At 62.3% G+C, this 15,009-nt stretch carries 16 protein-coding genes; 6 read left to right on the top strand and 10 right to left on the bottom strand.

The features are described 5' to 3' along the window. Window positions 1-10: 10 nt before the first annotated feature. Both QX051_RS26085 and QX051_RS26080 read right to left on the bottom strand, forming a co-directional pair. Window positions 11-1,438, bottom strand: a complete 1,428-nt coding sequence (locus tag QX051_RS26085; protein ID WP_315778092.1) for a lysophospholipase — start codon at window positions 1,436-1,438, stop codon at window positions 11-13. Window positions 1,439-1,661: 223 nt separating this feature from the next. Beyond that, complete coding sequence (locus QX051_RS26080) at window positions 1,662-2,687, bottom strand: histone deacetylase family protein (protein ID WP_315778091.1); 1,026 nt, start codon at window positions 2,685-2,687, stop codon at window positions 1,662-1,664. Between the two features lie 444 nt (window positions 2,688-3,131). Between QX051_RS26080 and QX051_RS26075 the strand changes: the two genes are divergently transcribed. Beyond that, the gene (locus QX051_RS26075; RefSeq protein ID WP_315733819.1) at window positions 3,132-4,469 is read left to right on the top strand and encodes an MFS transporter; all 1,338 of its coding nucleotides are present in this window, start codon (window positions 3,132-3,134) and stop codon (window positions 4,467-4,469) included. A 126-nt stretch (window positions 4,470-4,595) separates the two neighbouring features. Here the strand turns inward: QX051_RS26075 and QX051_RS26070 are convergent, their stop codons facing one another. Then, window positions 4,596-4,874, bottom strand: coding sequence for a hypothetical protein (locus QX051_RS26070; RefSeq protein WP_315778090.1), 279 nt, complete (start codon window positions 4,872-4,874; stop codon window positions 4,596-4,598). Window positions 4,875-5,233: 359 nt separating this feature from the next. On the opposite strand from QX051_RS26070, the gene QX051_RS26065 reads away from it, so the two are divergent. Continuing rightward, window positions 5,234-6,082 carry an outer membrane protein gene (locus QX051_RS26065; RefSeq protein WP_315778089.1) on the top strand — a complete coding sequence of 283 codons (849 nt, stop codon included), beginning with the start codon at window positions 5,234-5,236 and terminating at the stop codon, window positions 6,080-6,082. A gap of 216 nt (window positions 6,083-6,298) precedes the next feature. Here QX051_RS26065 and QX051_RS26060 read toward each other — a convergent pair whose 3' ends face one another. The 3 genes from QX051_RS26060 to QX051_RS26050 all read right to left on the bottom strand — a co-directional run bounded on the left by QX051_RS26060 (window position 6,299) and on the right by QX051_RS26050 (window position 8,882). Then, window positions 6,299-6,793, bottom strand: coding sequence for a helix-hairpin-helix domain-containing protein (locus QX051_RS26060; protein ID WP_315778088.1), 495 nt, complete (start codon window positions 6,791-6,793; stop codon window positions 6,299-6,301). 77 nt (window positions 6,794-6,870) lie between these two features. Further along, on the bottom strand, window positions 6,871-8,202 hold the full coding sequence (locus QX051_RS26055) for a nicotinate phosphoribosyltransferase (RefSeq protein WP_315778087.1): 1,332 nt from the start codon (window positions 8,200-8,202) through the stop codon (window positions 6,871-6,873). A gap of 14 nt (window positions 8,203-8,216) precedes the next feature. Next, window positions 8,217-8,882, bottom strand: coding sequence for a phosphoribosyltransferase (locus QX051_RS26050; protein ID WP_315778086.1), 666 nt, complete (start codon window positions 8,880-8,882; stop codon window positions 8,217-8,219). Between the two features lie 101 nt (window positions 8,883-8,983). Here QX051_RS26050 and QX051_RS26045 point away from each other — a divergent pair, with 101 nt between their 5' ends. Further along, window positions 8,984-10,051, top strand: a complete 1,068-nt coding sequence (locus QX051_RS26045) for a hypothetical protein (protein WP_315778085.1) — start codon at window positions 8,984-8,986, stop codon at window positions 10,049-10,051. 15 nt (window positions 10,052-10,066) lie between these two features. Here QX051_RS26045 and QX051_RS26040 read toward each other — a convergent pair whose 3' ends face one another. Both QX051_RS26040 and QX051_RS26035 read right to left on the bottom strand, forming a co-directional pair. Continuing rightward, window positions 10,067-11,044 (bottom strand): ribose-phosphate diphosphokinase, encoded by a 978-nt coding sequence (locus QX051_RS26040; RefSeq protein ID WP_315778084.1) that lies wholly within the window; start codon window positions 11,042-11,044, stop codon window positions 10,067-10,069. An 82-nt stretch (window positions 11,045-11,126) separates the two neighbouring features. Next, on the bottom strand, window positions 11,127-11,693 hold the full coding sequence (locus QX051_RS26035) for an HPF/RaiA family ribosome-associated protein (protein WP_315778083.1): 567 nt from the start codon (window positions 11,691-11,693) through the stop codon (window positions 11,127-11,129). A gap of 228 nt (window positions 11,694-11,921) precedes the next feature. On the opposite strand from QX051_RS26035, the gene QX051_RS26030 reads away from it, so the two are divergent. From QX051_RS26030 to QX051_RS26020, 3 genes are read left to right on the top strand one after another with little or no spacing between them, the layout of a single operon-like run. Then, the gene (locus QX051_RS26030; protein WP_315733835.1) at window positions 11,922-12,350 is read left to right on the top strand and encodes a DUF2267 domain-containing protein; all 429 of its coding nucleotides are present in this window, start codon (window positions 11,922-11,924) and stop codon (window positions 12,348-12,350) included. Between the two features lie 32 nt (window positions 12,351-12,382). Continuing rightward, a complete protein-coding gene (locus tag QX051_RS26025) occupies window positions 12,383-13,048 on the top strand; it encodes a dienelactone hydrolase family protein (protein WP_315778082.1) in 666 nt (221 codons plus the stop codon). Between the two features lie 9 nt (window positions 13,049-13,057). Beyond that, window positions 13,058-13,507 (top strand): YbhB/YbcL family Raf kinase inhibitor-like protein, encoded by a 450-nt coding sequence (locus tag QX051_RS26020; RefSeq protein ID WP_315733839.1) that lies wholly within the window; start codon window positions 13,058-13,060, stop codon window positions 13,505-13,507. A gap of 457 nt (window positions 13,508-13,964) precedes the next feature. Here the strand turns inward: QX051_RS26020 and QX051_RS26015 are convergent, their stop codons facing one another. Both QX051_RS26015 and QX051_RS26010 read right to left on the bottom strand, forming a co-directional pair. Further along, on the bottom strand, window positions 13,965-14,273 hold the full coding sequence (locus tag QX051_RS26015; protein WP_315778081.1) for a hypothetical protein: 309 nt from the start codon (window positions 14,271-14,273) through the stop codon (window positions 13,965-13,967). Between the two features lie 33 nt (window positions 14,274-14,306). Further along, a complete protein-coding gene (locus QX051_RS26010; RefSeq protein WP_315778080.1) occupies window positions 14,307-14,669 on the bottom strand; it encodes a hypothetical protein in 363 nt (120 codons plus the stop codon). Window positions 14,670-15,009: the final 340 nt, after the last annotated feature.

Below are 15,009 nucleotides of genomic sequence, written 5' to 3'. Positions count from 1 at the left end.
TGGCCGAAGCTCAAGAGCTGGTCTTGAAGAAGTCCAGCACGGTCGAAGCGCCGCCCATGACGTCGCCGCCGCCATAGAGGCTTGCCAGGAACGTGCCGCGATGGCTGGCGCCGGTGACCGCTGTGCCTTGCGCAAAGCGGCCGTCGGCCGCCAGCGGCATCTTGACCAGGCTCGGCGGCAGCGCCTCGTCGAGAAGGCCGTAGTAGAACCGCATCGGGGCGTCATAATCCCAATAGGTCGAGCTGTTGCCGGCCAAGCGGCGGAGGAAGCGGCTGTTGGTCTCGTGGGTGAAGCGCTCGAAGAAGCCGTCGACCAGCAGGTCCGAGGGCTGCGGCACCGACTTGCTGAACGTCTCGTCCATGCTGTAGCCGGCCCAGTATTTCTCGGCCAGCGCGAGGTGTTGCGGCTTAATCGCGGTCTTGAACAGGTCGCCGAGCCGGTAATACTGGCGATAGCTGCCCAGGAGGACGATGACGCACGGCGTGATCCAAATCGGCTGCTTCGGATAGGTGCTGTCGGTCGACGCGCTGCCCGGTTCGGCCGACACCCAATAGCGCATCGAATCCGCAAGATTATTGAACGGACTTTGCGTTGCGCTCGCCGCCACCGCGACGCGCCGCCGCTGCAGCTCCTGGCGCAGCCATTGCGTGTTCAAGGCACCCTGCGACCAGCCGTTCAGGAACAGCCCGGTCTTTCGCAGGCCGAGATGATCGAGCGCGAGCAGGCCCGCGTTCAGCATGTCCAGGCAGCACTGCACGGTCGCGTCCTTCACCGCATAGGCCTCGCCTCGCCCCTGGCGATACGGTCCCTTGCCGAGATAGTCGGCCGCGATCAATGCAAAGCCGTTGCCGACCAGGCGCTGGACGTTGAACAACGTCTCGATCGAATCGACATTGTCGCGCGGTTCGTAGTTCGGATCAGCCAGTCTGACGAGATTGGACGGGACCTGATCGAACGACAGGATGGTGCCGTGCTGCCACGACACGACCGGCAGTGCGCCCTTGTGATCGGCGGGCAGCGCGAGCAGGCCGCTGACCTTGACGCGCTCACCGGTCTCGGGGACGCGCGTGTAGGTCGTCAGCCGGCGCAGTTCGACGTCGACCCGCGCCCCGTGCTTCTCGGCCGAGAATGGCGGCAAGATATTGTGCTCATTGAAGACGGCGTGGAGCTTCGCTGCGAGCGCATCGAGCCGGTCCTTGCTGACGCGCACCGGCCGGCCGAGGCTTGCGCCGTCACGTGGTTGCGCGATCGCCGGGCCGGCTGAGAACGATACGGCCGCAGCGCCGAGGCCGGCTGAGGCCAGCAGCCTTCGGCGGGATGGCCGGCCGGCCAAGGCTGCAGAGCCGAACTCCGGCCCGGTCAGTTTGGCCATCGGCCGGGCCAACGCCTCTTCGGGTCCCGCGACCAGGGTATCCAGGCCGATCATTCGCCGCTTCATCACGTCCCTCCGAGCCGACTACAGCCGAGGGTAGTTCGCAAAGCCTAGCACTTGTTAAATGGTGCAGCAATCGGACCTGAATGTTTCGACAGTCGGCCGCACTGTCGAGCCTGAAGCGGCCGCGTCGCGGCTCGCCTCCGCACGTCAAGCGCAGCCATGCGAATGATTTGCGATGGCGTTCTCGGCGCACACCAGGAAGAGATCACGAGGAGGAGATGAAGGCTTACCGCGCCGCTTCGAAACCTCCGAGCACTGCGGTCAGGTTCTGCCCGAGAATGTCCGAGAGGTAGCCCCCCTCCTGCACGAACACCGTGGGCAGGCCGAGCCGCGCGACCGCGCCGCCGATGCGGCGGAAACCCGGCGTCGTCACGGAGAGCCCCTTGAGCGGATCGTGCTCGGAGGCATCGAGACCGAGCGCGACCACGAGCGCGCCGGGCGCGAACGCATGGATCGTCTTGGCCGCGGTCTCGAACGCCTTGAGATAGGTGTCGTCGCCGCTCTTCAGCGGCAGCGGAATGTTGAGGTTGGCGCCAAGGCCCGCGCCGGCGCCGCGCTCATGCGCATAGCCCCAGACGAACGGGTAGTAGTGCGTGGGGTCGGCGTGGATCGAGATGGTGAGCACGTCGGGCCGCTCATAGAAGATGCCCTGCGTGCCGTTGCCGTGGTGGACGTCGACGTCGAGGATGGCGACCCGCTCGTGGCGCTGACGCAGATGCGCGGCTGCAATGGCGGAGTTGTTCATGAAGCAGAAGCCCGAGGCCATGTCCCGATAGGCATGGTGGCCCGGCGGCCGGCACAGCGCATACGCCGCATCCTCGCCATCGAGCAGCAGTTGCGCCGCGGTCGCAGCCACGTCGGTCGCGGCGCAGGCGCCTTCCCACGTCCCCGGCCCGATCGGCGCCGAGGTGTCGGTCGTGTGCCAGCCGAGCCGCCCGACGATGTGCGTCGGATAGGTGGCGGCATTGCGAACGGGATGGATGTTCGGAATCATCTCCGCACCGGCATCGCCGAGCGCGGCCCACGCGTCCCACGCCTCTTCCAGGAAATGGAGGTATTCCGGACTGTGCACGCGCGCGCGAGCTTCCTGGCCGAAATGAATCGGCGCGACCAACTCGTGATGGCCGGCCTTCAATCCCGCAAGCAGACGATCCGCCCGCTCGGGCTGCTCGGTGGTGCGCTTGACGACGCCGCGCACCAGATAGAATTGCGGATCATGGCTGCGATGCAGCTCGGTGTAGACGGCCTTCACGCGCAATGGCTCCTGTTCGCTTGCACCGACGATTGTGCACGCAGTAGCAGCCGATACAAGCACAGATGGTTCGCACGTCCATTGGTCCGTGGGCGGCTTCCAACCGGCGGAACGGACCGCTGCGCTTCGCATCTTGTCGGCAGCGAATTTGCCGGGATCCAGGCGATCCGGCGCGTGAGGCGCGGTGGATGTGAGGAGAGATCCGCTCCGCCATGCTGGCGGTTGCCGCGACGGCCGTCGGAATGCGCCACGAAATCTGAAAAACTCGACGGGCAATCCTGATCGGCTCCTGCGCGTATGGTCAGGAGAGAAGCCTTTGCCCGGCATGGAGACCCCGGGATTGATCCAAAATTTGGATCGATCGATACAGGCTTCGGTTTGGACCGCGGCCCTCCCTCTCCTCTAGGACAGTTCTCGAGGAACGTGACAAGAGAGGTGGCGCGCATGAGCGCAATCGTAACCACGGCCGAACTGCGCCGATCGCGCGTGCGGCTGCTTATCGTGACCATGCTGTTCCTGGTCACGACCGTGAACTATGCCGACCGCGCGACCTTGTCGATCGCAGGACCTTCGCTGTCCAAGGAGCTGCATCTCGATCCCGTGGCGATGGGCTATGTGTTCTCCGCCTTCGGCTGGTCCTATGTGCTCGCGCAGGTGCCGGGCGGCTGGCTGCTCGATCGCTTCGGTTCGCGCTGGGTCTATGCCTGCAGCATCGTGATCTGGTCGATCTTCACCATGATGCAGGGCTGGATCGGCTTCTTCTCCGGCGCCGCCGCCGTCACCGCGCTGTTCACGCTGCGCTTCATGGTCGGTCTCGCCGAGGCACCGAGCTTCCCGGCCAATGCCCGCATCGTCGCCGCCTGGTTTCCGAGCAGCGAACGCGGCACGGCGTCGGCCTTCTTCAATTCGGGGCAGTACTTCGCGACCGTGATCTTCGCGCCGCTGATGGGCTGGATCGCGCACGCGTTCGGCTGGCGCCACGTCTTCACCGTGATGGGCGCGCTCGGCATCCTCATGGGCCTGATCTGGATCAGGACCATGTACGGACCGAAGGAGCACGCGAGCGTCAACCAGGCCGAGCTCGACTACATCAAGGACGGCGGCGCGCTGGTCGACATGGAGGGCGCGAAAGACGCCAAGGCCGCCTCCGGTGGTCCGACCTGGTCGCACATCGGACAGTTGCTGTCGAACCGCATGATGCTCGGCGTCTATATCGGCCAGTACTGCATCAACACGCTGACCTATTTCTTCCTGACCTGGTTCCCGGTCTATCTGGTCAAGGAGCGCGGCCTGTCGATCCTGCAGGCCGGCTTCATCGCCACCCTGCCGGCGCTGTGCGGCTTCATCGGCGGCGTGCTCGGCGGTTTCATCTCCGACGCCATCCTGCGCAAGACGGGATCGCTGACGCTCGCCCGCAAGATCCCGATCGTCGGCGGCATGCTGCTGTCGATGGCGATCATCGGCTGCAACTATGTCGACGGCCAGGCGCTGGTGGTCGGCCTGATGGCGCTGGCCTTCTTCGGCAAGGGCATCGGCGCGCTCGGCTGGGCGGTCGTCTCCGACACCTCGCCGAAGGAAGCCGGCGGCGTCTCCGGCGGCCTGTTCAACACCTTCGGCAACCTCTCCAGCATCACCACCCCGATCGTGATCGGCTACATCCTGTCGGCCACCGGCTCGTTCAACGGCGCGCTGGTGTTCGTCGGCCTCAACGCCCTGGTCGCAGCGTGTGCCTACTTGCTGATCGTCGGCAAGATCCAGCGCGTCCAGCTCCGAACCTCCTGAGCACCACGCCGCGCTTCGCGTGGTCTCGACTCCAACGGCGGCCCCCGGCCGCCGTTTTCTTTGTCGGCGCCTCGCTGCCATTCCAGGGCGACGCGCGATAGCGCGGTGGAATGGCGCAGGTGGCGTTCAATTGAACAGCCAATCGTCGACATGCATGAGCACTAATACGCTATTCCCTGCTACAACGAGAAATATGCAAAGCCAGAACACCAAGCCAAAAAAGTACATCTTGGGCTGCACGTCACGATCGTAGACGGCGCCACGACCAAGCAGCCGCCCAGTTCGCAGGGCGGTCCAGACGATCGGACCTCCGAACCAGAGCAGCACCAAAGGAAACACGGCAAAGCCGGCAAGCATGATTTTCAGAGCCATCAGAAGCAACCCAGACGTGGTGGAAACGGACACGATCTCATCATCTCAACCCGCCGATCAGCGGACAGGCCTATCGAGCCGAGCAAAGGGAGCGCGGGGAAAGTTGCCCCGGCACACGCCACAAGGTCCCCCGCCCCCGGCGCGATAGGCGCACCCGAAACCACGGTGATCCCCAGCAATCGACTTCGGCTCCCTGCATCTCGGCATTGTTAGGTGAGCAATGTATCCTTAATCCAAGGTCGCGCGATGAATGAGCTTCATACTTTACAACATACAACCTGTGGTTAAAATGTCACAATGGGTTGAAATTTACATACGAAACAACCAGACGTTATTGCCCACGGACCCGCGCACCGAATAGCATGGCTCGGGTCTGGTGGTGGGAGGCAACGATGCGTAACGCATCCATCGCAATCATTTCTGCTGTTTCAATCCTTCCATTTGCGCAGGCCGCGTCGGCGGCCGATCTGCCGCTAAAGGCCCCGCCCCGCGCTGCGCCGCTCGCCGTGTTTAGTTGGACGGGATGCTATGTCGGCGCGAACCTCGGCGGAGGCCAGGTGAAACACAACCTGACGACCGACGCGCCTCCGTTCCCGCCCAATCTCATCAATGGCATTGCAAGAACGGCAATCAACAATGCCGGTCTGGCGAACCTTAGTCACACCGGCATTACCGGTGGCGGACAGGTCGGGTGCAACTGGCAGCCAACAACCGGAGGCTGGTCGCACCTGGTCTTGGGTATCGAGGGCGATTTCAACGGCATTGACGGCAAAGTGTCGCGAAACACCGGCAATGTTGTCGAGCCGGTATCGGGGAGAACGGTTGCATCAGTCGACGACATTGGCATGAATTGGTTCGCCACGGTCCGAGGGCGCATTGGCTGGGCCTTTGACCGATTCATGATCTATGGCACGGGCGGCGCGGCGATCGCCAATGTCGACGCATCAAAGAGATTTGCGTGGGATTTTGCCGACGGCTGCCCGATCGTGAACGGCTTGAATGAATGTCATGTCGGCGGCCGCAGCAGCACCCGTGTCGGCTGGACAGCCGGCGGTGGCGTCGAATGGGCATTCCGAGACCATTGGTCCGCGAAGGCTGAGTATCTCTACGCCGACCTCGGCGACTTCTCCTATTCGACTCTCAACAACGGACCCGGATTTGGCCCCCCTGGACAAGTAGCCAACCATACGGTGAGCACGAAACTCCAGATCGTTCGCGTGGGCATCAACTATCGCTTCTAGCGGACTACATTGAATGCGTACTGAACTCGCAGAGCAACAATGGCGCTCCTTGGCGGTGCCGTTTGTCAATTGATTGCACTGTCGCTGCCCCCCGCAGGTGGTCCATCAACAGCGCGTACGATCTAGCGGCAAGTGGTTGGTCCGCTTATGGCACGAAACGTAGGTCCCCCGAATGGAGGGCGTATTTCCGAAGCTGGAGGTACACCGTCTGCACCATCACCCGACCGGCAACAGCCGGATTTGATGATTCTCTCTGCGGGGAAGCTGATGCGGCACTTCGTTGAGCAAGAGCTTCTGCTCGCTCTTGACCCCGACCCCTTTCAGCTCGCGCAGTCGCCCCGATCTGATCGCGCGTCGCACATCCTCGAGTGAGCGGACGCCCAGCTTGTCGTAGAGCAGTTTGACCCGCTTGGGCCCGAGCCCGGGAAGCGCCGCGATCTCACCGAGGTCCCCCGGCAGCTCACGCTTGAGTCGGTCAAGCACATCGAACTTGTGCGTCGCTACGATGGTCTCGATCTTGCCCGCGAGGTCCTTGCCGATCCCAGGTAGCTCGGAGAGATCCTCGCCTGCCTTCAGCAGGCCGGTGATGCTCTTGGGCAGGCACTCGATCAGGCGGGCTGCGTTACGATACGCGCGAGAACGGCCCTTGATCTCCAGGAGCTCCGCGGCCTGGTCGAACATCTTGGCAATTTCGGCATTCTGAACCGGCATAGGCGCTCTCCACGCCTTCTAGGCGCACACCGGGCGTTCCGCTCTTGATACAGATGACGAGAATTAGCCGCAGCAACCTACTTCGTCTTCAAGTCGACAGCAGCGGCCAATTCTCGGAGCCGTGCCGCCACATGGACCGGATAGGACGAGCCGACCTGGAGTCTCTCAAGAGCTCTCGGCAGTCGCCCCAATTGAGTCCGGGCGTAGGCGCGGATATCCTGGAGCGAGGGCTGATGCGTGACCGGACGCCCTTGTTGCAAGACAGGGACGATCAGGGCCTCTCCCTCTTGGACGTCATCGTCCGTCGAGAGCACGTCGGATACCATGCGGCCGTCGGGATCATAACGACGCCACACCTGCTTGCGGCCCGGCCAAGTCGCCTTTCCGGTCGAACGCTTTCGTCGCGGCGTGCCTGCATACTCTTGTAGCTTATAGGCGCAGTCGAGGGCGGGGGCATCGGAGGATGTCGCCAGGCTGGTGCCGATCCCGACACCGTCGATGGGGGCGGCTTCAAAGGAAGACAGTGCTTCTTCGTCGATGCCGCCGCTGACGAAAATGGTCACGTCCTCGAGATCGCCCTCATCAAGGATCCGCCGGACGCTTCTCGAGAGCGCCACCAGGTCACCGCTGTCGATCCGTACTCCACGGATGGAAATGCCAAGGGCCCGCAGCCGGGGAGCCAAGGCCACCACCTTTCTGGCCGCCATCTCCGTGTCGTAGGTGTCGATCAACAGCACGAGATCCTTCGGTCTTGCCCGCGCAAAAGCTTCAAACGCTGCCGTCTCGTCATCGAACGATTGGACGAACGAATGCGCCATCGTGCCATAGGAAGGGATTCCAAAGCATTTCTCGGCGAGAACGGTCGCAGTCCCGGCAAAGCCCCCGATATAGCTGGCGCGGGCTGCCAAAAGACCGGCTTCCGCGCCATGAGCCCGGCGCAGCCCGAAATCGACCAACAGCTTGTTCGGCGCGAGCAGCGCCATGCGGGCGGCCTTGGACGCGATCAGCGACTGGAAATGCAACAGATTGATCAAGCGGGTCTCGACGAGCTGAGCCTCGGGGAGAGGCGCCGTGATGCGGAGGATAGGTTCGTTGGCGAAGAATATCGTGCCCTCCGGCATGGCGTGGACGTCACCGCTGAAGCGGAAATCTGCGATATAATGGATCAGGCTCGCGCTGAACCGGCCGCTTCGTACCAGCCAGCTCAGTTCGTCGTCGGAAAAGCGCGGACCTCGCAGGAACTCGAGCGCCTGCTCCAGACCGGCCGCCACCAGGAAGTTGCGCTGGGGCGGCAGCTTCCGGACGAAGAATTCGAAAACGGCTGTCTGCGTCTGGCCCGCTTCCAGATACGCCTGCACCATGTTCAGTTGGTACAGGTCCGTCAGGAGCGCGCTTGACGACGTATTCATGAGCAACCCCGAGATCAGGAGGCCGGTGTCGTCGTCGTCTTCGCCGGGAACCGCTTTAAGGTTGCGATGACCTCGTCATCGCTGACTTGGCTGAAGTCACGATAATAGTAGCCGATCGCGCCAAAGTCTCGCGGCGTGTCCAGGCAAACGACTGCATCGACCTCCGTGTGCAACCGCTGCAAGGTCTCGAGCGGCGCGACCGGGACGGCTAGGACCAACTCCTTCGGCTCTCGTCTTCGCAGCGCGCGGATCGCTGCGAGCGTCGTCGCCCCCGTCGCAATGCCGTCGTCGACGATGATCGCGACCTGCCCTTTGACGTCGGACCGCAGGCGACCGCCAAGATAAAGTTCGCGCCGCCTGTCGATCTCGGCAAGCTCACCGGCGCAGATGGCGTCGAACGTCTTCTCGCTCACGCCGGTCAGATCGATGACGTCCTGATTGCGAACGATAATCGGATCGTCTCCGTCCACCACCGCCCCGATCGCGAGCTCCGGCTGCATGGGCGCGCCGATCTTGCGCACCAGAACCAGATCGAGCGGCGCGTCCAACCGTTCGGCCACCTCAGCCGCCACGGGAACGCCGCCGCGAGGCAACGCCAGAATCACGGGATGGCGGCTCTTGTACTTCAGCAAGGTTTTTGCCAGCTGACGGCCGGCGTCTTCCCGGTCCTGAAACAACATGTCCGCAGATCCGCTTGAATTTTTGCCAGATTATTGCTCCGGCGCCCGGGATCGTTGATCGGTGTCAAACTGTCTCGGTCTTCGTTTGGCAAGTGATTGTCATGCTGGACCGCCAGAACGAACTCACGACGGACGGTGCCGAGAACGTCAGCGTTTCTGCCCTTTCCGGCAAGGTCGCATTCCTGAGCCGCCCCGAGGGCTACACTCCCGTTCCCGACCGCCTTCAGACGCGCGAGACCCACATGTCCTGGGTCTTCATGAATGGCGGGCGGGTCTACAAGCTCAAGAAGCCGGTCCGTTTTGCCTATCTCGATTTTTCGACTCTGGTTCGCCGCAGGACGGCCTGCCTGGCAGAAGCCAGCCTCAACCACCGGCTGGCACCCGACGTCTATCTCGGCGTCGTTCCGCTGACCGAGACTGCTTCGGGGTACGCGATCGGCGGCTCCGGTCCGGTGGCTGACTGGCTCGTCGTCATGCGCCGGCTGAACGAGGACGAAACGCTCGAGGCCATGCTGCGCAACGGCACGGCTCGCCAGACCGATGCCGACCAGCTCGCAGCGGTTCTCGCCGGGTTCTATTCGCATGCTTCGCGGGTCCTGATCGACCCAGAGACCTATTTGGCTTCGTTGCACGAAGCCGCCGTCCTCGATTTGCAGGTCCTGCTGAATCGACGCTTCGCCCTGCCGCACGGCACGATCTTGCGCGTTGCGTCCGTTCAACGACGATTTCTCAAGCAGAACGCCCGGATCCTGATCGATCGGGTTTCGCAAAGGCTTATCGTCGATGGTCACGGCGACCTGAGACCAGAGCACATCTGGCTCACGCCTGCCCATCCGATCATCGACTGTCTCGAGTTCAATTCGCGTTTGCGAGCCAGCGATGCACTGGACGAGATCGCGTTTCTGCACCTGGAATGCGAACGGCTTGGCAGCCGATGGTTCGGCGACACGATCCGACAAGGGCTGGCACGCACGCTGCACGATGATCCGGCAAGCGGCGTATTCCTGTTTTATCGAGTTGGTCGCGCGATGCTACGGGCGCGCTTGTCCATCGCGCATTTGCTCGATGCCCAGCCGCGCACGCCGGAAAAATGGCCTCGCGTCGCGCACCACTATCTCGCCCTGGCCGAAGCCGATGCAAAGCGGCTTGAACGGCTGCTCGCCCGATGATCGAGCAAAGCTTCGTCAGGCCTGATACATCATCAAATCGGCCAGCGACTCGTTCTGATGCAGCCGTCTGATGGCTTCTGCCAGCAGCGGAGCCGCCGAGATCACCTCAAGCTTGGCAAGAACCGGACCCGGGCGCAGCCGAAACGGCGGAACGGTGTCCGTCGCGATAATGTGATCGATAGACGCGTCCGCAAGTGCCGTTTCCGCCCCCGGCATGAACAGGCCGTGAGCGACGCACGCAATGACACTTCCTGCGCCGTGCGCGCGCGCCGCTTTCGCCGCACGCACCAGGGTTCCGCCACTGCTGATGAGATCGTCGACGACGACGCAGAACGCATCAGCCACGTCGCCGGCAAAGAGGTCGCCGGACACCCGGCCGGAGCTGCGATGTTTCTCGACGAAGGCCTTGCCTATGGGTCTCTGCAAGGCCTTTTGCAATGCCTCCCGCAACAGATCGGCCCGCTTGCCACCACCGAGATCGGGAGAGACGACGCTGATCGGCCTGTCGCCGGCGATTGATTTTATCCTTCCGATCAGCAGCGGCGCCGTGGTGAGTGCAATCGAAGGACAGCGGAATGCATTCTCGAAGGCAGCCTCGTTATGCACATCGAGCGTCACCATCCTGGCCGTGCCGACCGCCTCGAACAACGACGCCAGGTAACGGATCGTCACGGGGTCATTCTCTTTCGTTCTGCGATCCTTTCGCGCGTAGCAAAGATATGGCGTGACTGCGGTCACGCTCGTGGCACCTGCATCTTTCAGTGCGCCGATCATGAACAACAGACGACAAAGCTTGTCGTTCGGACTCTCAATCGGACCTCCATGAAGACTGTGAACGACAAAGACATCGCACCCGGCAACCGTATCGAGTGGCCGGACCTTGTGCTCGCCGTCTTCAAAGCTGCGCTCTTCGTGGGCCGCCAGCTTGCAGCCCAATGAGGACGCAATCTGCTCGCCCAGCTCCGTGCTGCCATTCAAGGCAAAAAGGCGCAACCGATCGCTCCGCGTCCGTGCGGTACGAGGCGTCCAGCTACTGTCCATTGTGAGCACACCACCAATTGAGATGAGGAACCACCTACGTCCGCATGCCGTGTTTGCTCAGGAGCCTGACCGTGCTGGCCTGAGGCCCCTTTTCTCCGAGCTCCTCAACATAGCCGACACGCGCGCCGACGGCGATGTTCGCGCGGCCTTCCAGAACACTGTTGCAATTGAAATAAACCTCGTGGCCGTCGTCCGCCTCGAGGAACCCGAATTCGCCGCTAGGATCGATCCGTAGCACGGTGCCAACCGGCTCTCCTTGGTGGTGCTTCGTCTCGCGGTGCATCACAAGCACCTGATCCTGCAGTTGCCGCCGCGCCCGCTTGAAAGCGTCGTCCACTGCAAAGGTCGGGTCGGCATACCTTTCATCCTCCTTGGGCGTCCGGCCCACGTTGACTTCGCGCCCGTCGGGAAGAACGAGCCGGATGTTTACCTGGTACTGACCGCCCGTCTTGTGACGCTCGCCAGGGCCTCGCACGATGACGCGCCCTGCGGTCGCTCGACCGAAGCGCTTTTCCAGCTCGGAAATGTGCTGGCTGATCGCAGCTTGCAGCTCAGGAGACGGCGTCAGATTCTCGAATTCGATTTGAGCCGGGGTTTGCATGATCTTGCTCCTCAGAAAAGGCGACCGATCTGAGCACGCCGCCCGCGCACGGCCTTGCGCGAAATCAACCCGGCCCGACGCCCTCAACCAGGTAACTAGCCGCCGGTCCAGAACGCCCGGCGGCGCTCATTTTGTTGCCCTCCTTCGGGGAACTTTGCGGCAGGTCAAAGCAGGCCGAGGACAGGCTGCGACTAATTCACTATCTGTCTCTGTCCTGGGAGTGACACCATGAGCACAACAACGGGTGTGACTGCATTGGATCATTCGGTTCAGGAAACCAATGTTTGGCTCAAAGCGATCGATGAGCAGTTGGCCCTGGAAAGCCGCCACCATGCCTACAATGCGTTGCGAGCCGTCCTGCACGCGCTGCGCGACCGTCTGCCGCCGGAGGTCGCAGCCAAGCTCGGCGCGCAGCTACCGATCATTGTGCGCGGCATCTACTACGAGGGCTGGCATATGGCGGCGACTCCGACCAAGGAGCGGCACATCGACGAATTTGTAGCGCATGTTGGCCGAGAGCTTCCGCCGCAATTTCCCATCGATCCCCTCACGGCCGCGCGTGGAATCTACGAAGTGCTATGGGAAAAGCTGGATCCCGGCGAATTCGAGAAATTGATGGCCCATCTTCCGGCCCAACTCAGAAACCTCCAGGGCTGACCCAGAAGGGCTGACCCCAGAGCGGATGCGTCATGAAGATCGATCAAGCGTTCGACGTTCGCATTCCGCCATTCGGGCTGGCAGGAACGCTGACCCTGCCGGAAAATGCACGCGGCCTGGTCGTCTTTGCACACGGCAGCGGCTCAAGCCGATTCAGTATCCGGAACATTGCGGTCGCGCAGGGGCTGAATGAGCGCGGCTTTGCGACGCTGCTATTCGATCTTCTCACACAGCAAGAAGAGCATGACCGCTCGAACGTTTTCAATACCGGAATGCTTGGAAAGCGGCTGGTCGCAGCCATCGACTGGCTTCAAGGCCTTAAACCGGCGATTGCCGGCCTCCCGGTTGGATTGTTCGGCGCGAGCACCGGCGCCGCGGCCGCCCTTGTCGCCGCGGCTCAATTGCCTCATCGAATTGCCGCCGTAGTCTCCCGCGGCGGCCGTCCGGATTTGGCTGGCGAGGCCTTGTCCCATGTCCATGCGCCAACCCTGCTGATCGTGGGCGGCGCCGACTCCGGCGTGATCGAGCTGAACGAGGAGGCGCTCGCCCGGCTTGGCGGGCCAACGGAACTGGAAATCGTTCCTGGGGCGACGCACCTGTTTCCAGAGCCGGGCGCAATGAACACCGTCATCGACCATGCCAGCCAGTGGTTCGAGCGATATCTGCGCACACCAGCGCCTGTCCCCACCTCAAGCTAGGAGAGAACCATGGAACTCCTGTCCGGCGCTTTTGTCGACCGATCGACTATTCCGCGACGCTTCACCTGCGACGGCGAAAACCTGTCCCCGCACCTGCAGTGGGCCAACGCACCCGAGGGAACCCGCAGTTATGTCCTGCTCTGTGACGATCCCGATGCCCCAAGCGGCACCTGGCATCATTGGGCGGTCTACGACATTCCACCCACGCAAACCGGCCTTGTGGATGGCGCAGCACAGAAGCCCGGGCTGAAGCAGGCTGCCAACGATTTCCGGAAGATTGGCTATGGAGGACCGTGTCCTCCGCCGGGACATGGCGTCCACCACTATCATTTCCGGCTCCTTGCGCTCTCGGCGGATCATCTGAATCTACGGGCGAATGCTTCGTGCCGCGACGTCGAACGCGAGGCGCGCAAGGTCACCCTTGCCGAGGCCACTCTGGTCGGCCTGTATCATAGATAGTCGCGAGCGAGACGCCGATCGTCACCACCGGCCCAATGTGCCTGGAACTTGCGCCCACAACGGTTTAGCGGACTCTCGACTGAACCCAAAGATGAAGTAGGCGATAGGACACTCATCGTCTGAACCGAATGATGGACCAGCGAGACTGGGATCACCGCTGCGAGGGACACTGCCAGCAACCTCGGCCATTCCTCCGGACAGCACATGTCCACCTGCGATATGGACGGGAAGGCTGTAGGTGCGATCGCACGTGCCGGCGTCAGTAATGATGAGACCATTCCAATATCCGTCGTAGCCGTCACCCCGGCCGGAGATCGCCATCCGGTGCGCCTGCCGCGCATCCGCCGCACTGGCGAAGGCAGCGGCTACGACCAGCATGGTCCAGAATCCTGCGCGACAAACGTTAGCGCGAATGGTGGGACCGGCGGCTATTGTCATTCCGGGTGCTTAGGGTGCGTCAGGCGTCCAAACTTAACTCGCTGATGTTCTGCCCTCGCCGAAGAAGCTCGTTCTGCACGCGTAGCAGCTCGAGTATCTCTTCATTCTGCGCCTGGAGCTTGGGCAGGACAGACATAACCAGCTTGGGTGGGGCGCCTTCCGGAAGGCTCGCCATTATCCACCCCATGTGGGCGAGCATCTTCTTGTTCACCCAATCACCTGCTGTGCGCGTCAAGCGATGCCGCGGCTCGACCGGAAGATACCGGAACGCGACCACGCCGCCAACTGCGGCCAACCCCAGCACGACCAATTTGGTCATCCAGGTCATCCCGGCCTCCCTGCGCCGCGCACCACCACGCGCCTACGAAGATTCAGCCCTTTGCGAAAGCGTCTTCCAAAGCAGATAGCCGCCGAGCGCGATCAAGATAATGGGCATAAGCGGCAAGGGCAGAGCAACAAGATCCCAGATGCCGGCCGCGAGCATGATGAGCCCCACGATTACACCAAACATCTCGACCTTCAGGCCCCGTTGCTGTCGCACGATCTGCGCGCCTACAACGAGGACGCCGACTCCTACAAGGAACCAAGCCCAGGGCAGGTCGGCGAGCATGACGACACCGACCCAGATGAAGAACACCGCCCAGGCTGCTGAATCGATCTGGCGAGTGCGTTCGTCTCGGCTCGAAGGTCCCGGTGAGTCAGTCAAAGGCGACTGCACGGACATGGCGCACCTCTTTTATAAAAGATCGCGCCGTTACAGCCGACTGCTATTGATCTGGATCAACGGTGCTACTGGCTTTCATTTCGATCGGGTTCGTCCCAATCGACGCGAAGCGCCTCCCCGTCGACCGATCAGGAACGGCCTCCGAGGTGCCTGATCGCATTCTTTCGAAATGGCACAGCGCCCGCTTACCGGTCTTGAATGCTTGACTTGACCTCAATCAGTTTCATCAAGTCGAATATGCCTCATTCTAAATTTATGATGCGCGGCCAAGCCTTACAATTTGAGAACGATGCCCACTATCGCCGATAGCGAACAATATCTCCTACGCCTGTGCTCTACC

Source organism: Bradyrhizobium sp. SZCCHNR1053 (genome assembly GCF_032381235.1).
GTDB lineage: Bacteria > Pseudomonadota > Alphaproteobacteria > Rhizobiales > Xanthobacteraceae > Bradyrhizobium.
Note: the sequence above shows the minus strand (reverse complement) of the source record. Positions and strands in the feature narration are given on the sequence as shown.